This window comes from Brevibacterium atlanticum (assembly GCF_011617245.1).
GTDB lineage: Bacteria > Actinomycetota > Actinomycetes > Actinomycetales > Brevibacteriaceae > Brevibacterium > Brevibacterium atlanticum.
This window is the reverse complement of record NZ_CP050152.1, coordinates 345010-368740: the sequence shown is the minus strand read 5'-3', so window position 1 is coordinate 368740 and position 23731 is coordinate 345010. Positions and strand designations below refer to the sequence as shown.

The following is a 23731-nucleotide window of genomic DNA, read 5'->3' as shown; positions in this document are numbered from 1 at the left end:
CCGCTGATGACCGATTCCTCCGTCCGTCCGGACTTCCACACACTCAAGGGCCGCACTCTGCCGCTGCTGCGGGTGAGCGCCGAGCGCGGTCAGCTGCAGTTCTTCGTCTCGGTGCTCGGGCTGAGCGATCCCGTCTACACCGACGTCGAAGCGGCACGGGCCGCAGGCCACCCCGATCTGCTCATCCCTCCGACCTTCTTCTTCTCCCTCGAACTCAAACGCTCAATGCCCCACGCCGTGCTCCACGAGTACGGCTTCGACACCCGCCGGTTCCTCCACGGGGAGCAGTCCTTCGACTACCACCGACTCGCCTACGCCGGTGAGACCCTCGATTTCGCCGCCGAATACTCCGACTGCTACGAGAAGAAGGGCGGAGCACTGAAGTTCATCGAACGCACCACCCGGGTCAGCCGAGCCGACGAACCGGTCGCCGTGCTGCGCAACCTCCTCGTCGTCCGTGAGATGGAGGCCGTGGGATGACCATCACCGACAGCCGCCTCGGCGCCCTGGAGATCGGTCAGACCCTGCCGAGCCTCGAGCTGCCCGCGATCTCGCGGACCACCCTGGCCCTGTTCGCCGGAGCCTCGGGCGACCACAATCCGATCCACATCGATCTCGACAATGCCCGCTCGGCCGGACTTGACGACGTCTTCGCTCAGGGCATGCTCTCGATGGGCTATCTGGGCCGCTACCTCACCGAATGCTTCGGCCAGGAGCGCCTGCACACCTGGAGCGTGCGCTTCACCTCGATCACCCCTGTCCACGCGGTCCCCACCTGCACCGGCACGGTCACCGCCGTCGACGAGGCGGCCGGCACCGCCGATGTCGACCTCGCCGTCACCCTGGCCGACGGCACCGTCACCGTCACCGGCCAGGCCACCGTCGCCTGTCGTCCGCCCTCGACCGAGACCCACCCCGAGGAGGCCTCATGATCACGATCGACCGCACCCATCCGAGTTGGATGACAGGCGATGTCGCCGAACTCTTCGACCTCTCCGCGGACTTCTTCGAGAAGGAGGCCGTGCCGCAGTTCGAGAAGTGGCGCCGACAGCATCGGGTGGACAGGGAGTTCTGGCGGCAAGCCGGCGAGGTGGGCCTGCTCTGCCCCTCCATCCCCGCCGAATACGGCGGCGGGGGCGGATCATTCCTCCACTTCGCCGCCGTCGCCGAGGCGGTCGCCCGCTCCGGCGATCGGTCGTGGAGCCACACCGTCCACAGCGGGATCGTCGCCCACTACATCCTCGACTACGGCACGGAGGAGCAGCGCCGTCGCTGGCTTCCCCCGATGGGCTGCGGGGAGAGGGTCGGGGCCATCGCCATGACCGAACCGGGCGCCGGGTCCGACCTCAAGGCGATCTCGACGACCGCGGTGCGCGAGGGCGAGAACTTCATCATCAACGGTTCGAAGACGTTCATCTCGAATGGGCAGAACGCCGACATCATCATCGTCGCGGCGAAGACCGACCCGGAGGCCGGGGCCAAGGGCGTCTCCCTCATCGTCGTCGAGACCGACGGGGCCGAAGGCTTCCAGCGCGGTCGGGTCCTCGACAAGATCGGGCAGAAGGGCGCCGACACCTCTGAGCTGTTCTTCGACGATGTCGTCGTCCCCGCCGAGAACCTCCTCGGCGAACTCGACTCCGGCTTCTTCATGATGATGAGCCAGCTGAGGCAGGAACGGCTCATCATCGGCATCACTGCCGTCTCCGCCGCCGAGGCGGCGGTCCGGGTGACCACCGACTACGTCAATGAGCGGCAGGCCTTCGGCGCCCCGCTCATCAAGCTCCAGAACACCCGGTTCGAACTCGCCGAATGCGCCACCCTGGCCCGGGTGGGCCGGGTCTTCCTCGACGACTGCATCACCCGGCACATGCGTGATGACTTCGGCGCCGACGAGGCGGCCATGTGCAAATGGTGGCTGACCGACGTCCAGTGCCGGATCGCCGATCGATGCCTGCAGCTCTTCGGCGGATACGGCTACGTGCTCGACTTCCCGATCGCCCACCTGTTCGCCGATGCCCGGGTGCAGAAGATCTACGGCGGAGCCAACGAGGTGCAGAAGGAGCTCATCGCGCGCACTCTCGACCGCACCCCGCGGGAGCCGAGGAGGGCCTGATGTTCTTCACCCAGACCCTGCACCGACAGCTGCGGCAGCGCCCCGAGGAGCTGGCGACGATCGATGGGACGAGCCGCCACACCTGGCGGGAGTTCGTCGACCGGGTGGCCCGCATCGCCGCCGGGCTGCACGCCCGCGGGGTGTCCCGCGGCGACCGGGTCGGCATTCTCTCGCACAATTCGAACCGGGTGATCGAGCATGCCTTCGCCTGCCCCTGGGCCGGTGCCGTGGTGTGCCCGGTGAACTTCCGGTGGTCACTTGAGGAGATGGCCGCACAGATCGACGAGGCCGAGATCGGCGTCCTCTTCGTCGGCGCCGAGCACCTCGACATGGCTCGCGAGCTCCTCACGGACTGCCCGAGCCTGCGCCTCGTCGTCCGCCTCGACCCGGACGCGGCCGGCGCTCCGGTCCGTCCGGAGACCGGAGTCGAACACATCGAGGACTGGGTGCGCGACTTCGACCCGGTCCCCGATGTCGAACTGCCTCCCGATGAGCTCGCGATCCTCATGTACACCGGCGGCACCACGGGCCGACCGAAGGGCGTCATGCTCAGCGCCCGCAACGTGCTCACCTCAGGAGTCGGCGTGCACGTGGGAGTCGGCATCGACAACTCCCCGCAGCGACACCTCACTGTCTCCCCGCTGTTCCATCTCGCGGCACTGACGAACATCTATGCGCAGGCGCTGCTCGGCTCCACCCTCGTCCAAGCCCCCGGATTCGAGGTCTCCGAGTTCGCCGACCTCATCGACGAGCATCAGATCACGAGCATCAACGTCGTGCCGACGATGATCGCGAAACTCCTCGACCACCTCGAGGATCACGACTGCGACCTCGGTTCGCTCATCATCATCGGATACGGCGCCGAGGCGATCGCCCCGCTCCTCCTCGAACGACTCCGTGACAGACTCCCGCAGGTCCACATCTGCCAACGCTACGGAATGACCGAGACCGGCCCGTCCTCGACGATCCTCACCCCCGCGGATCATCGCGGTGACGTCCGCCTCCTCGAATCGGTCGGCCGGGCCTGCGTCCATGCCGACGTCCGCGTCGTCGATGCCGCCGATGAGGATGTGCCGCTCGGGCAGGTGGGTGAGATCATCGTCCGCGGCGACCACGTCATGCTCGGCTATTGGCGGCGCCCGGAGGAGACCGCCGAGGCGCTGCGGGGCGGGTGGATGCACACCGGGGACGCCGGCCGCCTCGACGAACACGGCTGCCTGTTCCTCGCCGACCGGATCAAGGACATGATCATCACCGGCGGGGAGAACGTCTACAGCGCCGAGGTGGAGAAGATCCTCATCCGTCACCCTGCCGTCTCCCGGGTCGCCGTCATCGGCGTCCCCGACGCCGACTGGGGCGAGCGCGTCCACGCCGTCGTCGTCGCCGTTCCGGGGGAGGACGTCGAGCTCGAGGAGCTGCGGGAGTTCGCCGCCGAGCGCATCGCCCGCTACAAGCTGCCGAAGTCCCTCCAGCTCATCGACGCTCTCCCCCTGTCCCCGGCAGGAAAGGTGCTCAAACGAGCCCTGCGCGAGGACACCGCTGACAGTGTGCGGACCCCATGACTTCCCTGACTCTGCGCTCGCGGCCGCTGCCCGAGGGGGCGCGGCAGACACGCTCGCGCATCCGCCGGTTCCTCCGTGAGACGCCCTTCACCCCCGAGGTCGACTGCTGGGGCTGCTCCTTCGACGCCGAGTTCTCCGCCGCCCTCGGGTCCGCCGGCTTCCTCGGCATGACCTGGCCCAAGGCCCACGGCGGCCACGAGCTCTCAGCCTTCGACCGGCTCGTCGTCAATGAGGAGCTGCTGGCCGCGGGCGCACCCGTGGCCGCGCACTGGTTCGCCGACCGGCAGGTCGGGCCCTCCCTGCTGCACCACGGCACCGAGGCGCAGAGGCGGAGGTTCCTGCCCGCCATGGCCGCGGGCACCTGCTTCGCTGCGATCGGGCTGAGCGAACCCGAGGCCGGGTCCGATCTCGCCTCCGTGCGCACCCGCGCACGCCGGGTCTCCGGCGGCTGGTCCCTGTCCGGGCAGAAGGTGTGGACGAGTTGGGCTCACCGGTCCCATCTCATCGTCGTCCTCGCCCGCACCTCACCGCAGGAGGAGCACCGGCATGCGGGGCTGAGCCAGTTCATCGTCGAACTCCCCGATCCGGCCGTGACGATCCGCCCCCTGCGGCAGATGAGCGGCGGCGCCCACATCAACGAGGTGTTCCTCGATGAGGTGTTCGTCCCCGAGACCCGGGTGCTCGGTCGCATCGGCTCCGGCTGGGAGCAGATCACCGGTGAGCTCGCCTTCGAACGCAGCGGCCCCGAACGGTTCCTCTCACCCATGCCGCTGCTGTCCTGTCTCGCCGAGGCGGCCACCGCCGATCCGAGATCGTCTGGCAACCCCGCTGACCCGAGCGGGGAGGACGATCGGGAGGTCAGAGACCTCGTGGCCGCGTCGACGGCGCGGCTGCGTCTGCTGCGGCAGGCCTCGGTGTCGGTCGCCGGCCGCCTCGACGAAGGGGAGGCTCCCGAGGTCGAGGCGGCCGTGGTCAAGGACCTCGGCACCAGCTTCGAACAGGAATTCGTCGCCCGAGCCCTCGCCGCGACGGGGGACCTCCCCTCGCCCGATGCCTCGGACGACCTGTCCCGCCACCTCGGCGATGCGGCGCTGCGGGCGCCGAGCTTCACTCTGCGCGGCGGAGCGAACGACATCCTCCGCGGAATCGTGGCGAAAGGGGTGGGGCTGAGATGACGACCACCGACACCAGCGAACTCCTCGACGAGGTGCGGGAACTGTGCGAGCAGATCCTCGCCGCCCACACCGAGGATGCCGACCCGACGGCTCTCATCCGCGACCTCCGCGACGCCGGTCTCCTCGACCCGCAGCTGCTCGACGACGAAACCACCACCGGCGGTGCCCGACCGGCGCCGAACGACCGCGGACCTGCAGCCGGCGGTGACGCCCTGTTCGGGGCCGGTTCCCCCGCAACCGCGGTGATCGCGACCCTGGCCGCGGCGAACGCCGAGGTGCCCATCGTCGAGCATCTGTGGAACGCCGCACACCTCCTCCATGCCTCTGAGCTCGACCTCTCCCGGCTGAGCACCGATGCCGGCCCGACCTCGGACGGCCGCGGTGCCGTGGACACCGGCCTGCTCACGGCCGCGGCAGGAACAGATCTGCAGGTCAGCCGCCTCGGCGAGGATCTCAGCCTCACCGGCAGCATCGACCGAGTCTCCGGCGCCGAGGCCGTCGGCGGACTCCTCGTCCTCCTCCCCGGCGGCACCGTGGCCTTCATCCCCCGCCGTGATCTCACGGTCACCGGGACCCGACGTCTGGGGTCGATGTGCTGGTCGCGCATCGACCTCGATGAGGTGCGGGTGCCCGCCGGTGCCCATGCGGCGACGCAGCTGAGCGTGGAGGACTTCCGTCACCGCAGCGCCGCCGGTCGGCTGCTTGCCATCCGCGCAGCCGCCGAACGCGCCACCACCCTGACGACCGCCCACCTGTCCTCCCGCGTCCAGTTCGGGCGCGAGCTGCGCAAGTTCCAAGCCGCGCAGAATCGGCTGAGCGCCTGCATCGGAGAGCACCTCATGCTCTCCCTCGGCGCCGAACTGGCACTGACCGGACGCCGCTCCGACATCGCGGCCGCCCGCATCGATGCCCGCCGCTCGGTCTCGGTCATCCGGGACCACACCCACCAGCTGCACGGGGCGATGGGGATCACCGCCGACTATCCGCTCGGTCGGCTGACCACGAACATGATCGCCTGGCTCGCCGACACCGGATCCGACCGGTGGTGGACGGACCGATTGAACGAGACCATCGACGACCGCGGAACCTGGGCGACGATCACAGGGGAAGAGGACGAGACATGAGCACGGACATCACCTACCGAGTCGATGGGGCAGCGGCGATCATCACGCTCTCCCGCCCGCACCGGCACAATGCCTTCACCTTCGAGATGATCGAAGCCTGGCCCGAGCTGCTGCGCCGGGCACAGGCCGATGACCAGGTCTCCGCGATCGTCCTCACCGGCGACGGCGGGACCTTCTGCTCCGGTGTGGATCTGCGCTCCCTGGCCGAGGTCGACCCGACCCCGCTGGCGTACAAGGAGATGCTCACCGAGCGCATCCACCACGTCGCTCTCACCCTCGAGCGCATCGACAAACCCGTCATCGCCGCGATGGAGGGCAAGGCGGTCGGCGCGGGACTCGATATGGCGCTCATGTGCGATATGCGCATCGCCGCCCGCACCGCCGAATTCACCGAAGGCTACGTCTCGATCGGTCTCGTCCCCGGCGACGGCGGCGGCTACTTCCTGCCCCGCCTCGTCGGTCCGGCCACAGCCATGGAGCTGCTGCTCACCGGGGATCCCATCAATGCCGAAAAGGCCCTGAGGATCGGCATGGTCAACCATCTCACCGAGGAGGGCCGCGCCCTGGAGCGGGCACTGGCCCTCGTCGACCGCATCGCCCGCCACCCGCAGAAGGCGGTCCGTCTCATCAAACGCACCGTGCGGGAGTCCCTGCACTCCGACCTGCCCACCGCGCTCGACCTCGTGTCCTCGCACTTCGGACTCGTCGCCTGCTCCGAGGAGACGCAGGCGATCATCGGACAGGGGCGCCGATGACCATCCCGCGCCGGCCCCTGTCCGAACTGCCCCTGTCCGACCTGCGCATCGTCGAACTCGCCGGCATCGGGCCGGGCCCCCACGCGGCGATGCTGCTCGCCGACCACGGGGCACAGATCATCCGCATCGAACGGGCGACGTCCGCGACCGCTACCCAGCCGGGTGAGACCGCTGCCCAGCCGGCCTGGGACGTGTCGATCCGCGGTCGCCGCGTCGTCCGCGCCGATCTCAAGGACGCGGACGACCTGGCGCGGGTGCGCTCGCTCATCGGAGGCGCGGATGTCCTCATCGAGGGCTTCCGGCCCGGCGTGACCGAACGACTCGGCCTGGGTCCCGAGGAGATGCTGAGTCTGAACCCTCGCCTCATCTACGGGCGGATGACCGGATGGGGTCAGGACGGTCCCGAAGCACACGCGGCCGGCCACGACCTCAACTACATTGCCCGAACCGGGCTGCTCCACCTCATCGGCAATGACGGCGAGCGGGGTCCCGTCCCACCGCTCAACCTCGTCGGAGACTTCGGCGGCGGGTCGATGTTCCTCGTCCTCGGCATCCTCCTGGCCCTGCACGAACGTGAACGCACCGGGCACGGGCAAGTCGTCGATGCGGCCATCGTCGACGGTGCCGCCGCCCTGGGGGCGAGCATCTGGGGCAAGATCGGCACGGGCGGATTCAGGGATGAGCGGGGCGCGAACTTCCTCGACGGCAGCGCCCCCTACTACCGCTGCTATGCCTGCCGGGACGGCCTCTACCTGTCCGTGGCCGCCATCGAACGTCGTTTCTTCGACATCGTCACCGACACCCTCGGCCTCGAACCGTGGCCGGAGACGGTCAGGCTCGACCCGGCGCAGTGGCCGCAGATCGCCGAGGTGCTCTCCGAGGCATTCGCCGGTCGCACCCGTGCCGAGTGGTTGGAGGTCTTCGCCGGAACCGATGCCTGCATCGCCCCTGTGCGGACGATGACCGAAGCGCCGGCCGACGAGCAGATGGCCGCCCGCGACGTCTACGTCGACATCGACGGAACCGTGCAGCCGCGGCCCGCGCCGCGACTGTCGAACCACGGTCCTCTCGCCCCGCCGCGGATGCCGACCGAGGTCGAGGACCTCGAGGCCGTCATCCGCGACTGGGACCTCTGACACAGACGTCCTGGAGCTTCCTCAGCCGTCCTTGAGGATCCTCAGCCGTCGTTGAGCTTCGACACCTTCGCGCTGGCGAATTCTTCGGGCCAGACCACGTCCTGAGTCCCTTCCTCGTGCCATTCGGTGAAGATCGCCGTGACATCGGTGAGGAACCGGTCCCTGCCGAATTTGATCCCATCGGCCTTCGGCAGATAGAGGTGCTCCGACCCGGCAGGGATGTCGACCTCCGGGAAGGCCTGCAGGATCTTCTCCTGGTCCTCTGACCCGGCCTTCTCCAGCAGGTCCTTGACCACCCAGGCGGCCTGGGCGCCGATGACGAAGTTCTGCCCGATCGGCACGCCGAGTTCGGCGGCCTTCGCTTCCTTGAGGAACTGCCCGAGATGGGCTTGGTCCGCATCGGGGCTGAAGCTCGTCATCGCGAACATGTTCTGCGTGAGCACCTTCTGCGCGGTCTTGTCCCCCAACGCCTCCCACACCGAATAGTCGGAGAAGCCCGCGGTGCCGCCGGCGAAGAGCAGCTGAGACCCGGTCGCCGCTCGCGCCTGGTGCAGGGTGATGCCGTCCTGAGTCGTGACCAGACCGAGGGAGACATCCGGTTTGATTCCATTGAGCTTCGTGACCTGCGGCTTGAAGTCCGTTCCGCCGGTCGGCAGCGGTACTCGGGCAACCGGTTCGACTCCGATCTCCGGCAGCCGCTTCTTCAGTTCGATGTCGACCTGCTGTCCCGCTTCGTAGTCGGAGCCGACCATGGCTGCGGTCTTGATGTTCGCGCCCTCATGCTTGTTGAGATAGTCGACATAGTCGACCATCGTCTGCGCATAGCCGCGACCGTACGGCAGTCCCATGGTATAGAGGTTCTCGCTGTCCGTGCCTCCGGCGAAGAGGGACAGCACGGGCACCTTCGTCTCGTCGGCGACCGGCGCGACGGCCGACATCTCCTTCGTCAGCAGGGTGCCGACGATGAGCGAAGCGCCCTTGAGCCCGATGAGCCGTCGGGTCTCGGTGGCCGCGGTCGTCGGGTCGGAGGCGGTGTCCGAGGTCTCGGTCTTGATCTTCGCCCCGCCGAGGCTCTCGATCCCACCCTCCTCGTTGATCTTGTCGATGATGAATTCGAAGCCTTTGTGCGACTCCTCACCGTAGGCGGAGTTGTCTCCGCTCAGCGATTCGACGAGGCCGACGGTCACGGTGGCGTCACCGTCGTCGGCAGCCACACAGCCGCTCGTCAGGAGCAGGGTGCTCACGGCGACGAGCGCCGCCACAAGTCGGGTTCTCATCAGGATGTGCCTTTCGTCGTCGAATCGCTGGCGGGGGCGCCTTCGGGTCCGCTGCCGCGGTCGATCCGGAAGCGGCCGCCGGTCAGTCCGGTGTCCGTCAGCGGTGGGAAGGCCGATGGACGTCTGCCGAAGATCGTCGAGAGCAGTCCGGCCAGTCCGCCCGGGGCATAGAGCACGATGAGGATGATAGCGAGGCCGAAGATCACCAGGTGCAGCCCGGAGACGTCGCCGAACTCTCCGCGCAGTATCTCACCGAGCGGGTAGAGCAGCCCGGCGCCGAGGATGGGACCGCGGACGGTGCCCAGACCGCCGACGACGGCGTAGAGGATGATCGTGATCGACAGAATCGGCGAGGCGAACTGATCGGGGTCGATGAACACCACATAACTGGCGAAGATCGTGGCGATCACCGAGGTGAGCACGGCGCTGACGACGAGCGCGATCGTCTTCGTCCAGAACAGGCTGACGCCGATCGCCGCCGCAGCGGATTCGTCGTCGCGCGACGCCCGCATCCGGAACCCGAGCTTCGAATGGAGGAGCAGCCAGGAGATGACGACCACGATGATCGTGACGATGAGGGCCAGCCACAGCTTCTGTCCGGGACTCGACAGGGAGGCCATGGCCCCGTCCTTGACCTTGAGGACGATGCCCGACCCGGCCCCGAGCACATCGGTGGAGGTGACGAACAGCAGCCCCGCCTCGGCGAGGGCGAGGGTGACGATCGCGAATGCCAGGTGCGGTAAGGAGGAGCGGAACATCAGGCAGGCGATGATAAAGGCGAGGATCGCGGCCATCACCGCCCCGACGATGAGCGCGACCCAGATGTTCCAGCCGTTCTGCGTCACCAGCGCCCCGACGACCGTGCCGCCGCAGCCGACGAAGAGGCTGTTGCCCAGCGAGAACTGCCCGGCCATCCCGCCGACGATGTTCCATGCCGAGGTGAGGGCGATGAAGATCAGCGTCATGGTGATGACGCTCGTGAAGTACGTGCCGGCCCACAGCGGGGAGCAGCCGACGATGATGATCGCGAGGACTCCGATTCCGGTCCAGACGGTGTTCGGGTTCATCGTGCCGCCTCCTTCTTGGCGAAGAGCCCTTGGGGTCGCAGCAGGATCACCACGATGACGATGATGTAGGGGAGCATGAACCCGTAGGAGCCCGGCAGGTAAATCGCGCCGAGGCTCTCAGCCAGGCCGAGCAGCAGCGCTCCGGCGAAGGCGCCGAGGAGGTTGCCGGGCCCGCCGACGAAGAACGCGAGGACGGCGATGACGGTGAAGCTCAGCCCCTGAGAGGGATGGATGGCGGTTCCGGGCAGGAGCAGGATGCCAGCGACCGCCGCGAGGGCCACGCCGAGTCCGAAGGTGAGGACCCGGGTGCGGCCGATGTTGACGCCGACCAGCTGTGCGCCTCGGTCGTTCTGCAGCACCGCGCGGATGCTGCGGCCGTAGGCAGTGCGCTGGAGGACGAAGAAGAGGATCGCGCTGGCCAGGAGCGCCACGATGAAGGCGATGCCGTCGGTGGCGAGCAGGTGCACGGGCCCGATCGACCAGGAGCTGCCGTCGATGCCGGTGTGCACGCGGTAGAACTGGGCACCCAGGGTGATGAGCACGAGACCCTCGACGAGGAACACCAGGCCCAGGGTCGCCTGAATCGCGGTGAGGATCGGGCGTCCGGCCAGACGGCGGAAGATGAGCAGGTAGAGGATCACGCCGATGCCGAACATCACGGGGATGACGATGATCGTGGACACATAGGGGTCGAGTCCGAGGTGTTCCTTTGCGAGGTAGGCAAAGTACATCGAGAGCACGACGAGGTGGCCGTGAGCGAAGTTGAGCACGCCGGTGACGCTGTGGACCACGGCCAGGCCGAGCGTCATGAGCGCATAGACCGCGCCGATGACGAGGCCCTGGGTGATGGCGTCGATGAGTATCGTCATGATGGTCCGTCACATCCCCAGATAGGCTTTGCGGGCATTGTCGTCTCCGGCGATCTCCTCGGCGGTGCCGCGGACGACGATCTCTCCGCGTTCGAGCACGTAGGCGTACCGGGCGTGCTGGAGGGAGACGTGGAGGTTCTGTTCGACGAGGAGGATCGAGACTCCCGAGTCGTTGAGCTGGGAGAGGGTCTCGAAGATCGACTCGACGGCCATCGGCGCCAGGCCGAGTGAGGGTTCGTCGAGCATGAGCAGGGTGGGTCGACTCATCATGCCGCGGCCGATGGCCACCATCTGCTGTTCGCCGCCGGACAGGGAGCCCGCCCGCTGCTGGGATCGGTCCCGCAGGTTCGGGAACAGGTCGAAGACATCGTCGAGGAGGCTGCGGTCGTAGCCGGGACTGCGCCGGTCCCCGTTGCCGCCCATGATGATGTTCTCGAAGACGGTCATCTCCGGGAACAGCTGGCGGCCTTCGGGGATCTGGACGAGTCCGCGACGCACTCGCTCGTTCGGGCGCAGGCGGGAGATGTCCTCCCCGCAGAACTCGATCGTCCCGGCCCGGGCGCGGATGAGACCGGAGAGGGTGTTGATCATCGTCGACTTGCCGGAGTTGTTCGAGCCGAGGAGGCAGGAGAAGTCCTTCTCGCTGAGGTCGAAGGAGACGCCGTTGATGATGTCCTGCCGGCCGTAGCCGGAGGCGAGATCGGCAACCGAGAGCAGCATCAGGCGGTACCTCCCAGGTACGAGCGCTGCACGTCAGGGTCGACCGCGATCTGCTGCGGGGTGCCCGTGGCGATGCAGCGGCCGAAGTCGAGGACGGCGATGTGCTCGCACAGGGACATGACGATCGGCATCACGTGTTCGACGAGGAGGAAGGTCAGACCCTGGTCGCGCAGGGTGCGGATGGCGGCGATGGGGGTCTCCGCCTCAGCCCGGTTGAGCCCGCCCATGATCTCGTCGAGGAGGATCATCGTGGGTTCGAGGGCGACGCACTTGCTCAGTTCGACCATCTGCCGGTCGGGCAGGGACAGCTCGGATGCGTAGCTGCGGGCCTTCGCGGTGAGCTCGATGTCGGTGAGGATCTTCTCGACCTTGCCCTTCGCCGTCTTCCGGTCGTTCTTGAGCATGGAGGCGGTGAGGACGATCTCCTCGACGGTCATCGAGGGGAACATCTTCGCCGTCTGGAAGCTGCGGACGAGTCCGCGGGAGGCCAGCCGGTGCGGGGCGGTGCGGGTGATGTCGTCGCCGGCGAAGACGACTCGTCCGCGATCGGGGCGGGTGAAGCCGGTGATGATGTCGAACATCGTCGTCTTCCCGGCGCCGTTGGGGCCGATGAGGGCGGCGATCTCGCCGCGGCTGACGCTGAAGGTGACGTCGTCGAGGGCCTTGAGGCCGCTGTAGCTCTTGGCGATGTGTTCGATCTCGAGCAGGGGCTCGCCGCGCTCCACCGTCGTCGTTGCTGCGTCCTCAGTCATGGCTCATCTCTCTGATCGGTCCGGCTCCGTCGCCGGACGGCTGAGTGCCCGATGGGCGGGTCTGCCGGGTGGGCTCTGCGGTTTCGTTCGGTGCGGATGTCGGCGCTTCGGCCGCGATGATGAGGGCGTCGAGGGCGATCGCTTCATCGTCGCGCACGAGCACGGGGTTGAGGTCGATGCCGGCGAGCCGGTCGGCCTCGGCCACGGCGAAGCGGCTGAGCTCGCTGACGAGCGCGGCCAAGGCGGCCTTGGCGAGCTTCGGCCGGCCGCGAGCTCCGTCGAGGACGGCCCCGGCCGCGGTTTCGTCGATCATCATGGCGGCCTCGGCCTCGTCGATGGGGCACACCCGCAGCGCGGAGTCGCCGAGCAGTTCTGCAAAGATGCCGCCCAGGCCGACGCTGACGACCGGCCCGAAGGCCGGGTCCATGACGATGCCGCACATCACCTCCGCACCGCCGTCGAGGCGCTCGACGACCTTGATCGGGACGTGCTCGGCGCCGGTGGCCCGGCGGTGATTGTCGCGGATCTCGGCGAAAGCGGCGGCGAGGCTGCTCGGATCGACGATGTCGGTGCGCACGAGACCGGCATCGGACTTGTGCGCGATGAGCTCGGTGGCGGCTTTGAGCACGACCGGATAGCCCAGCGCCGAGGCGGCGGCTTCGGCTTCGTCGAGGGTGTCGACGATGCGGGAGGCGGGGAACGGCACGCCGGCCCGGCTGAGGATGGCCTCGCTCTCCTCTTCGCTCAGGGCACCGGTCTTCGCCGGAGGGAACAGTGCGGTGCCGGTCGGGGCCGCGGTCTGCACGGCAGGCTCGGCGGGAGCGGTGCCGATGCGGGACGGACCGGTCGGAGCCGCCTCGGCGGGCAGCGGTTCGGTCGCGATGCGAGCTCGTTCGCGGGCGAGCCTGCGGCAGCGTTCGACGGCGGTCACGGTCTTCGTCGGCGCGTGGATGAACGGGATCTCGGCCGCCCGGAGGATGCGGGCGGCGGCGCTGTCGAGGACGGCCTCGGACATGCCGACGGCGATGATCGGCTTGGTCGTCTCCGCGGCGATGATGACGAGCTTCTCGGCCATCACCTCGTTGATCGCTCCCAGGTGATAAGGGAAGGGCATGATCGCGGCGTCGATGCGCTCGTCGTCGAGGAACAGGCGCATCGCCTCTTCGACGAGTTCGGGGCTGCTGAAGATGCCGGTGGTGAGGTCGACGGGGTTGCCGACGGCGGCGAGTGCCGGGAGGATCCGGGCCATGGCCTGCACCGTCTCCTCGGTCGGGCGTTCGAGGCTCAGTCCCTGCTGCCCGCATATGTCGGCCAGCAGGGCCGCGGATCCGCCGGAGAGGCTGCACACTCCGATGTTCTCCAGCGACGTGACCCCGTATCGTTCGATGATCCGAGCGACATCGATGAGTTCGTCGAGGTCGTCGACGCGGATGACGCCGCACTGCCCCAGGGCGGCGTCGACGGCACGGTCGGATCCGGCCACGGCGGCCGTGTGGGTGGCCGCCGCGCGCCGACCCTCATCGGAGCGTCCGATCTTGAGCAGGGCGACGACCTTGCCGGCGGCGCGGGCCCGGCGGGCGGCCTCCATGAAGCGGCGGCCGTCACGGAAGCTCTCCATGATGAGGACGATGATGTCCGTGTGTTCGTCGTCGGCGAGCCAGCCGAGGAAGTCCGCGGCCTGCAGGTCGGCCTCGTTGCCGGGCGAGAACCAATAGTTGAGCTTCGGGGTTCCGTGCGTCTCCATCGAGTCGATGACCGCTCTCCCCATCGCCCCGCCTTGGGTGATGACGGCGACGCGGCCCGGATTCCAGGCCTCCTGGTTGAGGCGCGGGGAGAAGGAGATCGGCAGGCCATCGATGAAGTTGAGCAGGCCTGGGCAGTTCGGGCCGTAGATGCGCATCCCAGACGTTCGAGCGATCCTGGTGATCTCGTCCTGCATCCGGGTGCCGGCTTCGCCGAATTCGGAGAACCCGGAGGACATGATGATCGCGAACTTCACCCCGTGCGCGGCGCTGTCGGCCACCGCCGCGACCACGGCCTCCGCCGGGACCATGATGACGACGAGGTCGACGGTCTCGGGCAGGTCCCCGACAGTGGGAAAACATGGTCGATCGTTCACGCGAGTGTACTTCGGGTTGACCGGGTGGATGCTCCCGGTGAAGCCCGAGGCCTCGAGCAGGGGAATGATGCGTCCCGGCCCTTTCCCCCGGTCCTCCGAGGCACCGACGACTCCGACGGAACGGGGGCGGACAAGCAGTTCGAGATCAGCAAACATGGAGCAGCTGGTTCCTTTCGGTCCGGCGTGCCTCTTCGCAACGCGGATGCGATGCCGCGGGAGCGGCTCACTGCTCTTTCACGCTAGTGTTTGATCAATCCAAAAGTCAATAGGCGTTAATCAGATTGTGAGACTCTTGGCCATGCGCACCAATGGGAGCCACCACCGCTGCCGCGAATGCCTGATCTTCCAGGGTCACTTCATGGCGGTGCGCTGCCTGCCGGGCACACTGCCTTCTTCATTGAGAGTGTGACTATTCGTTATCCGGCGTGCGTCCCAGCACGTCCTTGAGCACGGCCTCGGTGTCCCCGCCCAGCTGCGGTGCAGCCACGGCATCCGCGACCGGTGACCCGGCGAAGCGCAGCGGCACGCGTGGGGCCAGCACCCGCCCCACACCGGGCTGGTCGATCTCGGTCAGCAGCGGATTCTCCAACGAACACCGGGGATCGGAGGTCACGAGCTCCTCGAACGTCTGGAAGCCGCCGACCAACACACCGGCCTCCTTGAGCGCGACTTCCGCCTCGGCGGCGGTGTGCTTTGCGAACCACGGCCGCACCACCGCATCGATGGCCTCCCGAGCCTCGAACCGGCCGCCCTCAGTCGTCAGATCCACCTCCAACAGGGGCCCGATCATCTCGAGTTTCTCGCTCAGCCCCGTCGCCTTGCCCAGGCCGCGCCAATGCTTGTTCGAGATCACCGCGACCATGATCTGCCGGTCGTCCGAGGTCGCGAACGACTGACCGTAGGCACCGTAGAGCCCATTGCCCAAGGGTCCACGCGTCTTCCCGGTCGCCTGGACCTCGGCGATGTAGCCGAGGTTGCCGACGGTCGCGAGCATGACATCCGACAGGGCCAGGGTGATCTCCTGCCCATTCCCCGATGCGCGCCGATCCAGCTCGGCGGCCATGATCCCGTTGGCGATATAGAGCCCGGCCGCGACATCCCAGGCCGGCAGCGCATTGTTCACCGGCTTCTCGTCATCACCGGTGATGATCGGGAAACCGCTGGCGGCATTGACCGTGTAGTCCACTGCCGGCGACCCGTCGTGCCACCCGCCCAGGCGCAGCATGACCAGATCCTCACGATGGGCGACGAGGTTCTCGTAGCTCAGCCACCCACGGGCGGGCAGATTCGTGATCAGCGTTCCCGCCTCGGCGATGAGATCGGTCGCGATCTTCTGACCCTCCTCAGACTTGAGGTCGAGAGTGACCGAGCGTTTCCCCTTGTTCAGGGACGCCCAGTAGATGCTCGTGCCGTCGTCGCTGATCGGCCACCGGTTCGCGTCGATGTTCCCGCCGATCGGGTCGATGCGGATGACGTCGGCCCCGAGCTGTGCCAGGGTCATCCCACCGAGGGGTGCAGCGATGAACGCAGAGATCTCGACGACTTTGAGGCCGGACAGGGGTGCGGGGCGAGGATCTGACATGGGTGCTCAACCAATCTGTCGATGATGAGGGACGTGAGTCGATGACAACGGTGCGGGCATGATCAGACCGTGGTCGTCACGGTCGCCGCGATCGCGGTCGTCCCATCCGGGGCAATCGCCTGAAGCTCATGCTTCCCGGGCTCGGTCGCCCGGCCGACGAGGTGGATCTGCTCGCCGGCGAATAGGGGTGACTTCGCTCTGAAGTCATATTCGGTCATCGTCGCCTCGGGGTGGATGGTGATGAACGCGTCCAACAGCAGGGTCGCTGTCAGCGGGCCGTGCGTGACCAGGCCCGGGTAGCCTTCGACCTTGGTGACGTAGGGGTGGTCGTAGTGGATGCGGTGGGAGTTGAACGTCAACGCCGAGTACCGGAACAGCATGACCTCGTCCGGTCGCACGGACTCGGACCATTCCCAACCGTCGGGGACCGGAGAGTCCGCCCGTGGCGGTTTCGCTGCCGACCCGGCTGGCGCCGAGGTGGCTTGACGGTAGACGATCGTGTGCCGATCCGTCGTCGCCAGGTGGCCATCGGCGGAGACGTCGTGGCGGAGGACGACGAAGCACAGGGGTCCGGTGCTGCCGGTCTTCTCCGTGATCGATTCGATCGTCGTCGTCCGCTCAATGTTCTGCCCGGGCAGGATCGGGGTGTGGAATTCCAGCTGGCTGCTCGCCCACATCCGCCTGGGCAGCGGCACGGGCGGCATGAACCCGCCGAGGGCCGCATGCCCGTCGACACCGAGTTCGCTCCTTGGCACATCGTCTTCGGAGAAGTGCAGCCAATGCCCGAGTGGGAACAGCGGTGCCTGCGCGTCGCCGTCGTGGCCGAGCAGGGTGGCCAGGCGTGCGGCCCGCTGGCCGTCGGCGGTCTCGGTCAGGGTCGCCGTCCGACCCACCCAGTCCTGCAGATCCAGAGATTCACTCATCGTCGTCATCATCCTTACGGTAGTGGTCATTGCCAGCCTGGTTGTTGGTCCCATTTGCTACCCGACGGCGGCCCAGCACCCTCGCGCCACGTTGTTGCGCCGCCGTCGGGTAGCAATTCAGCGGCCTAGGAGTTCGTCGGAGATGATGCGCATCTGGATCTCAGACGAGCCCTCGAAGATCTTCGTGAGGCGCGCATCCCGCCAGTAGCGTTCGACGGCGAAGTCCTTCGTGTACCCGGCACCACCGTGGATCTGCAGAGCCTCCGAGGTGACCTTCTCACTCATCTCTCCGGCCAGGTACTTCACCATCGCCGCTTCCTTGTCACAGCGGCGACCGGAGTCGATCTGCGTGCACACGTGATACATCAGCTGCCGGCACGCCTCGATCTGCGCGGCCATGTCCGCGACCTTGAACCGCAGATGTTGGAAGTCCGCGAGCGGGTGCCCGAACTGTTCCCGTTCCTTCAGGTACTTCACCGAGTCCTCGAGTGCCGCCTGGGCCAGACCGATCGACCGTGCCGCCGTATGCGCACGCCCCACCTCGAGACCGGAGACCGCCTGATAGAACCCACGGCCTTCTTCGCCGAGCAGAGAATCAGCCGGGAGGACGAAGTTGTCGAACGACAGTTCCCAGGTCTTCCACCCGTGGTAGCCGATCTTCTTCGCCGGTGCCCCGGAAATGCCTTCGGGGAAGGTGCCGCGTTCCTTCTCGACGAGGAACACCGAGATCCCCCGATGCCGCTTCTCCTCGACCGAGGTGCGGGCGAAGAGGATGATGTAATCGGCCTGATCGGCATACGTGCACCACATCTTCGTCCCGTTGATGACCCAATCACCGTCGGCATTGCGTTCGGCCTTGCACCGCAGGTTCGCGACATCGGACCCGGCCTCGGCCTCGGAGAGGGCGAACGCGCCGAGGTACTCACCGGCAGCGACCTTCGGCAGCAGACGAGCCTCCTGCTCGGGAGAGAACCCGCCGCCCATCCCGTTGCCGCGGGCGAGCAGGCCGGCCACCGACATCCAGGCACGGGAGAGTTCCTCGGCGACGACGCAGTACTCGAACACGCCGAGCCCCAGACCCCCGTACTCTTCGGGGATGAGAATGCCGAAGAACCCCATCTCCGCCATCTGCTTGACCATCGAGTCGGGGAACTGTCCCTCGACCGGATCGAGCTCATTGGCGATCGGCAGAACGACGTCGTGGGCGAATTCGCGGGCGAGCGCCTGGATCTCGAGGCGCTCCTCGGTCATCATGTGCGGAGTGTCCGGACGCGGACGGGGTTTGTGGGTCATTTCTTCTCCTCGAGTGGAGTTCGTGGTCGGCTGGGCCGAGGCGGGTTAGGCCGGCGAGTAAAGCCGGAGGCCGCTCAGGCCCTGTTCCGGCCGATGAGCTGCTTGGCGATGACGTTCATCTGGATCTCGTTCGTGCCCTCACCGACGATCATCAGCGGGGCGTCACGGTAATAGCGCTCGACGTCGTACTCGGTGGAATATCCGTAACCGCCATGGACACGGATGGCGTCGAGGGCCACCTCGGCGGCCATCTCCGAGGCGTAGAGCTTCGCCATTCCGGCCTCCATATCGACCCTCGCACCCGAGTCATAAGTGCGAGCGGCGTAGAGAACGAGCTGCCGAGCAGCCTCGAGCTTCGTGGCCATCATGGCGAGCTTGCTGCCCACCGACTGATGCTTCCAGATCGGCTTGCCCATCGACTCGCGTTCCTGCGAGTACTTCACCGCATCATCGAGGGCCGCCTGCGCGACGCCGAGCGACCGGGACGCGACCTGGATGCGACCGATCTCGAGTCCCTTCATCATCTGCTTGAACCCGACCCCCTCAGCCTCTCCGAGCAGCTGCGACTGCGGCTGCCTCAGACCGTCGAAGGACAGTTCGCAGGTCTCGACACCCTTGTAACCGAGCTTCGACAGATCCTGGGAGACCGTGAAACCCTCCCCCTTCTCCACGAGGATGATCGAGATGCCCTTATGCCGGGGCTCCGCCTCGGGGTCGGTCTTGCACAGCAGCGCGATGAGATCGGACTTCCGGGCGTTCGTGATCCACGTCTTCGACCCGTTGATGACGTAGTCCTCGCCGTCTTTCGTCGCAGTGGTGCGCATGGCTTGGAGGTCAGAACCGCCGCCGGGTTCGGTCAGCGCCATCGTCGCTCGCAGCTCACCGGTGGCCATCCGCGGCAGGTACTGATCCTTCTGCTCGTCAGTGCCGTATTCCTGGATGAGCTTCGCGACGACGGTGTGCCCGCCCATGGCACCGGCCAGAGACATCCACCCGCGCGCGAGCTCCTGAGTGATGAGCGCGTACGCCTCCGTCGAGACCTTGCCCATCCCCCACGGCTCGTCGATCGCGAGCCCATAGATGCCCATATCCTTCATCGCCTGGATCCACGCTTCGGGATATTCGTTCGCGTGCTCGACCTTGTTGACGGATGGTTTGACCTGTTCGTCGATGAATTCGGCGACCAGATCGATCATCATCTGCTCTTCATTGCTCACTGCCATGGTGAAATCCTCTGTTCCTTGGTGCGCTGTGTTCGTCTGTGTGCCATCGGTTCCTCGCCGAAGTGGCCCTGCCCGCCCGTCGCCCGATCAGTGGTCGATCGGCTCAGTCCAATCGGGTGCCGTCGCGGACCGTGCGAGTCCGGCCGAGGCCGAGCGTCGGCGGCCCGGTGCTGTCGAAGAAGTCATTGCCCTTGTCGTCGGTGATGATGAACGCTGGGAAGTCCTCGACCCGGATCCGCCACACGGCTTCCATCCCGAGCTCTTCCATATCGAGAACGTCCACCTCGGTGATGCAGTCCTGCGCCAACCGGGCTGCCGGTCCACCGATCGAACCGAGATAGAAGCCGCCGAACTCGGCGCACGAGTTCTTCACCTGCGCAGACCGGTTTCCCTTGCCGAGCATGATGAGCGACCCACCTGCCTCTTGGAACTGCCGCACATAGGTGTCCATCCGCGACGAGGTGGTCGGCCCGAAGGACCCCGAAGGCATCCCTTCGGGCGTCTTCGCCGGCCCAGCATAGTAGATGGGATGATCCTTGAAATACTCGGGAAGCTCCCCACCCGCGCCGAGGCGGTCCCGCAGCACCGCATGCACGATGTCGCGGGCGACGATGACCGTTCCCGACAGCGACACTCGGTCACCGACGGACAGTTCGGACAGCTGTGCCTGCAGACTCGGCATTGGTCGGTCGAGGTCGATGGCGGTGACATTGCCGGATTCGATCTCCTCGACCCGGCCCATCGCGGGCAGGAACTTCGCCGGATCGTGTTCGAGCTCCTCGATGAATACACCGTCGGCGTTGATCCGGGCGATGATCTGTCGGTCGGCCGAGCAGCTCACGGCGATTGCGATCGGCAGGGACCCGTTGTGCCGGGGCAGCCGGACCACCCGGACGTCGTGGCAGAAGTACTTGCCGCCGAACTGAGCACCGAATCCGAGGTTCTGCGTGAGCTCGAAGACGGTCTGCTCGAATTCCCGGTCCCGGAATCCGTGGCCAAACTCGGCGTCTCCGGTATCCGGCAGGCCATCGAGATAGTGGGCGCTGGCAAGCTTCGCGGTCTTGAGCGTGAATTCCGCCGACGGCCCGCCGATGACGACGGCCAGATGGTAGGGAGGGCAGGCCGCTGTGCCGAGGGTGGAGATCTTCTCGGCGAGGAAGTCGAGCATCGCCGACTCGTTGAGTACGACCTTCGTTTCCTGATAGAGGAAGGACTTATTCGCACTGCCTCCTCCCTTGGCCATGAACAGCAGCTCGTAGTCATCGGCCGGGCTCAGTGCCACCTCGATCTGGGCGGGCAGGTTGGTGCCGGTGTTGGATTCTTCGAACAGGCTCGTCGGTGCCAGTTGCGAGTACCGGAGGTTGAGCTCCTCATAGGCACGGCCGATTCCGCGGGACAGATACCTGGCATCGTCACCGTCGGTGAGCACGTTCGGGCCGCGCTTGCCCGAGACGATCGCCGTGCCCGTGTCCTGACACATCGGCAGGATCTCCCCGGCCGAGACTGCGGCATTCTGCAGCAGGTCGAGGGCGACGAAGACGTCGTTGTCGCTGGCTTCCGGATCGTCGATGATCGCGCGCAGGCCGGCCAGGTGGTCGGTGCGCAGGTAGTGCGAGATCTCCTTGAAGGCGACCTCGGCGAGGTCGGACAGAGTCTCCGGTGCCACCGTAAGGAACGCACGCGACACGCCTGCCACCTCGGCAGCCGTCGTGTCCACTCCCCCGATGTCTAGCCGGCGCATCCGCGGGCCTTCGCCTTCGGTGGGAAGCAGAGGTGAATAGGCGAAGTCGTCGGCCCCCGCCGAGGCGGCCCCGCCGTCGGTCGGTTGTGCGGGTTCGTCATTCATCGTCGTCAGATCACCCCGTTATTGCGCAGTTCGCCGATCGCCTCGGCATCCATTCCCAGCTCGCCGAGGATGGGCTCCGAGTTCTGTCCCACTGCCGGGATCGGGTCCATCCGTGGGCCTACCCCGGACATCTCGACCGGGGGCGCGAGCATGGAGATCGGACCTGCGGGCGTCTCGACCTCGTGCCAGCGGTGGCGTTCGGTCAGCTGCGGGTGGTCGGCGATCTCGCTCATATCGCGCTGCCTCGAGTGGGCGACTACTGCCTGTTCGAGCAGAGCGTCGCAGGCCTCACCGGTGAGCGCGGAAAAGGCTCGCTCGATGATCTCTTGGAGTTCGTGTCGGTGGGCGTAGCGGTGAGCGGCACGGTCGAAGCGTTCGTCGGTGACCATATCGGGACGGTCGAGAACCTGACTGGCGAAGCGTTTCCATTCGCGTTCGTTCTGGATCGCGAGCATGATCTGAGTGCCATCGCCGCAGGTGAAAGCACCGTAGGGGGCGATGGCGGCATGGGAGGTGCCGGCGCGAGTGGGGCGAGTGCCGCCATAGCGGGTGAAGTAGAGAGGGTAGCCCATCCATTCGACGAGGGAGTCGAAGAGGCTCGTCGACAAGGTGGCTCCTTCGCCCGTGCGCTCGCGGTTGTACAGAGCGGTGAGGATGCCGGAGTACGTGTACATTCCCGCGGCGATATCTGCCGTCGAAATTCCCGTCTTCGCGGGGAACTCCTCTGTTCCGGTCACGGAGACCAGTCCTGCCTCGGCCTGCACAAGCGCATCGTATGCCTTGGCGTCTTTGTACGGCCCGTCCGTTCCGTATCCGGAGATCGACGCATGGATCAGCCGAGGGTTGATCGAACGGAGCTCGTCGGCACCGAGGCCGAGTCTCTCTGCCGCGCCGGGAGCGAAGTTCTGGATGAACACATCCGCAGAGGCGATGAGATCGTGGAGGATTTTGAGCCCGTCGGGGCTCTTGAGGTCGAGCGCCAGGCTCTCCTTGTTTCGGTTGATCCATACGAAATGGCTCGAGAGCCCCTTGACCGTCGTGTCGTATCCGCGGGCGAAGTCGCCGACGCCTGGGCGTTCGATCTTGATTACCCGGGCTCCGAGATCGGCAAGCTGGCGTGAGGCGAAGGGGGCGGCGACTGCCTGTTCGCAGCTGATGACAGTGATGCCGGACAGCGGCAGGTTCGAGGCGGTCGCGTCGCCCTGGCCCTCGGGGCTCGGTACGGACGTCGGTGCAGCAGTGGCCATCGGCCCTCCACGACGAGGCATGAAACGTTGACATCCACATCATACATCTCTTCACAGATAATGCATTCTCTGGTCTCAGCTGATGCCTGAGCCTGTAGACTGGGACCACCGAGACATGAAACTGACACCCCAACAGAGGGTGACGTATGAACGAAAGGCATTGGGTGGATCAGGAGTCGGCATCGACCAAGCGGGACGTCATCGTCCTCGGCCTGCGCCGAAAGATCCTCTCTCGCGAGCTCGACCGCGGCGAACGGCTGCGACAGGATCAGGTCGCCGACTGGTTCAATGCCTCCATCACCCCAGTCCGCGAGGCTCTGCGGATCCTCGAAGCCGAGGGGCTCGTCACCTCCGAAGCGCACCGCGGCGTGCGGGTTGCCGGCGTCGACGTCGACCGCCTCAAGTCCCTCTTCGTCACCCGAAAGCTCACCGAGACCTTTGCCATCGCCCGCGCCACCACGCGGATCTCCCGACACGAGCTGCGCCAGGCTGAGCGCCTGCTCGAGGCGCTTGACAAGGCCAGCGCCGACGGTGATTCGCTGGGACGCAACACCCGCAACGAGGAGTTCCACTTCTTCTTCTACGACCGCTGCGGAATGCCCGCGCTGCGCGACGACATCGCTGCACGCTGGCGGGCGTTCCCGTGGGACCTCACCCTCGACAGCCCCGAGAGACTCGACCAGGTGCATGCCGAACATCAGTCGATCGTCGACGCTGTCCGCGACGTCGATCCGGACGCGGCAGCGCGCCACCTCGGCGATCACATCACGAACGGCTTCCTTCGCCTGGCCGAGTCGACGACCGGTCGGGCAGTCTCCGACCCCTTCGACTTCGACACGGACTGACTGCTCCGGCACGGACCGAGCACGTCGACGCGAACTGAAGGCGCCTCCCCTCCACGAGTTTCAGCTATTCGCGCCCAGGCAGTCGCCTGCAAACTCGTCAACG

21 protein-coding genes are annotated in these 23731 nt (G+C 66.8%); 9 read left to right on the top strand and 12 right to left on the bottom strand.

The genetic code is table 11. The features are described 5' to 3' along the window. Positions 1–6: 6 nt before the first annotated feature. From GUY23_RS01650 to GUY23_RS01615, 8 genes are read left to right on the top strand one after another with little or no spacing between them, the layout of a single operon-like run. On the top strand, positions 7–480 hold the full coding sequence (locus GUY23_RS01650) for an FAS1-like dehydratase domain-containing protein (protein ID WP_166969140.1): 474 nt from the start codon (positions 7–9) through the stop codon (positions 478–480). Then, entirely contained in the window at positions 477–932 is a 456-nt protein-coding gene (locus GUY23_RS01645) for a MaoC/PaaZ C-terminal domain-containing protein (RefSeq protein ID WP_166969138.1), read from the top strand. Before GUY23_RS01650 ends, GUY23_RS01645 begins: the two co-directional genes overlap by 4 nt. Continuing rightward, positions 929–2113, top strand: coding sequence for an acyl-CoA dehydrogenase family protein (locus tag GUY23_RS01640; RefSeq protein WP_208085434.1), 1185 nt, complete (start codon positions 929–931; stop codon positions 2111–2113). Before GUY23_RS01645 ends, GUY23_RS01640 begins: the two co-directional genes overlap by 4 nt. Continuing rightward, positions 2113–3675: a long-chain-fatty-acid--CoA ligase gene (locus GUY23_RS01635; protein ID WP_166969136.1), complete on the top strand. Its 1563-nt coding sequence runs from the start codon at positions 2113–2115 to the stop codon at positions 3673–3675. Before GUY23_RS01640 ends, GUY23_RS01635 begins: the two co-directional genes overlap by 1 nt. After that, on the top strand, positions 3672–4850 hold the full coding sequence (locus GUY23_RS01630; protein ID WP_166969134.1) for an acyl-CoA dehydrogenase family protein: 1179 nt from the start codon (positions 3672–3674) through the stop codon (positions 4848–4850). The genes GUY23_RS01635 and GUY23_RS01630 overlap by 4 nt, the downstream gene beginning before the upstream one ends. Beyond that, the gene (locus GUY23_RS01625; protein ID WP_166969132.1) at positions 4847–5974 is read left to right on the top strand and encodes an acyl-CoA dehydrogenase family protein; all 1128 of its coding nucleotides are present in this window, start codon (positions 4847–4849) and stop codon (positions 5972–5974) included. Before GUY23_RS01630 ends, GUY23_RS01625 begins: the two co-directional genes overlap by 4 nt. Next, positions 5971–6729 carry an enoyl-CoA hydratase/isomerase family protein gene (locus GUY23_RS01620; protein WP_166969130.1) on the top strand — a complete coding sequence of 253 codons (759 nt, stop codon included), beginning with the start codon at positions 5971–5973 and terminating at the stop codon, positions 6727–6729. Before GUY23_RS01625 ends, GUY23_RS01620 begins: the two co-directional genes overlap by 4 nt. Further along, positions 6726–7865, top strand: coding sequence for a CaiB/BaiF CoA transferase family protein (locus GUY23_RS01615; RefSeq protein WP_166969128.1), 1140 nt, complete (start codon positions 6726–6728; stop codon positions 7863–7865). Before GUY23_RS01620 ends, GUY23_RS01615 begins: the two co-directional genes overlap by 4 nt. A gap of 41 nt (positions 7866–7906) precedes the next feature. Here GUY23_RS01615 and GUY23_RS01610 read toward each other — a convergent pair whose 3' ends face one another. The 12 genes from GUY23_RS01610 to GUY23_RS01555 all read right to left on the bottom strand — a co-directional run bounded on the left by GUY23_RS01610 (position 7907) and on the right by GUY23_RS01555 (position 22783). Continuing rightward, positions 7907–9142 (bottom strand): ABC transporter substrate-binding protein, encoded by a 1236-nt coding sequence (locus GUY23_RS01610; protein ID WP_166969126.1) that lies wholly within the window; start codon positions 9140–9142, stop codon positions 7907–7909. Continuing rightward, the gene (locus GUY23_RS01605) at positions 9142–10209 is read right to left on the bottom strand and encodes a branched-chain amino acid ABC transporter permease (protein WP_166969124.1); all 1068 of its coding nucleotides are present in this window, start codon (positions 10207–10209) and stop codon (positions 9142–9144) included. Before GUY23_RS01605 ends, GUY23_RS01610 begins: the two co-directional genes overlap by 1 nt. Then, on the bottom strand, positions 10206–11078 hold the full coding sequence (locus tag GUY23_RS01600; RefSeq protein WP_166969122.1) for a branched-chain amino acid ABC transporter permease: 873 nt from the start codon (positions 11076–11078) through the stop codon (positions 10206–10208). The genes GUY23_RS01605 and GUY23_RS01600 overlap by 4 nt, the downstream gene beginning before the upstream one ends. A 9-nt stretch (positions 11079–11087) precedes the next feature. Further along, positions 11088–11798: an ABC transporter ATP-binding protein gene (locus GUY23_RS01595; RefSeq protein WP_166969120.1), complete on the bottom strand. Its 711-nt coding sequence runs from the start codon at positions 11796–11798 to the stop codon at positions 11088–11090. Continuing rightward, positions 11798–12550: an ABC transporter ATP-binding protein gene (locus GUY23_RS01590; protein ID WP_166975436.1), complete on the bottom strand. Its 753-nt coding sequence runs from the start codon at positions 12548–12550 to the stop codon at positions 11798–11800. The genes GUY23_RS01595 and GUY23_RS01590 overlap by 1 nt, the downstream gene beginning before the upstream one ends. After that, positions 12543–14825, bottom strand: coding sequence for an acetate--CoA ligase family protein (locus GUY23_RS01585; RefSeq protein WP_166969118.1), 2283 nt, complete (start codon positions 14823–14825; stop codon positions 12543–12545). The genes GUY23_RS01590 and GUY23_RS01585 overlap by 8 nt, the downstream gene beginning before the upstream one ends. A gap of 253 nt (positions 14826–15078) precedes the next feature. Next, entirely contained in the window at positions 15079–16251 is a 1173-nt protein-coding gene (locus GUY23_RS01580; protein ID WP_166969116.1) for a CoA transferase, read from the bottom strand. Between the two features lie 62 nt (positions 16252–16313). Then, positions 16314–17174 (bottom strand): FAS1-like dehydratase domain-containing protein, encoded by an 861-nt coding sequence (locus tag GUY23_RS01575; RefSeq protein ID WP_166969114.1) that lies wholly within the window; start codon positions 17172–17174, stop codon positions 16314–16316. 117 nt (positions 17175–17291) lie between these two features. Further along, positions 17292–18467 carry an acyl-CoA dehydrogenase family protein gene (locus tag GUY23_RS01570; protein WP_166969112.1) on the bottom strand — a complete coding sequence of 392 codons (1176 nt, stop codon included), beginning with the start codon at positions 18465–18467 and terminating at the stop codon, positions 17292–17294. A 74-nt stretch (positions 18468–18541) separates the two neighbouring features. Continuing rightward, positions 18542–19690, bottom strand: a complete 1149-nt coding sequence (locus GUY23_RS01565; protein WP_166969110.1) for an acyl-CoA dehydrogenase family protein — start codon at positions 19688–19690, stop codon at positions 18542–18544. A gap of 103 nt (positions 19691–19793) precedes the next feature. Continuing rightward, a complete protein-coding gene (locus GUY23_RS01560) occupies positions 19794–21536 on the bottom strand; it encodes a FumA C-terminus/TtdB family hydratase beta subunit (protein ID WP_166969108.1) in 1743 nt (580 codons plus the stop codon). 5 nt (positions 21537–21541) lie between these two features. Beyond that, complete coding sequence (locus GUY23_RS01555; protein ID WP_166969106.1) at positions 21542–22783, bottom strand: CaiB/BaiF CoA transferase family protein; 1242 nt, start codon at positions 22781–22783, stop codon at positions 21542–21544. Positions 22784–22929: 146 nt separating this feature from the next. Between GUY23_RS01555 and GUY23_RS01550 the strand changes: the two genes are divergently transcribed. After that, on the top strand, positions 22930–23628 hold the full coding sequence (locus tag GUY23_RS01550; protein WP_166969104.1) for a GntR family transcriptional regulator: 699 nt from the start codon (positions 22930–22932) through the stop codon (positions 23626–23628). The last annotated feature ends 103 nt before the right edge of the window (positions 23629–23731 follow it).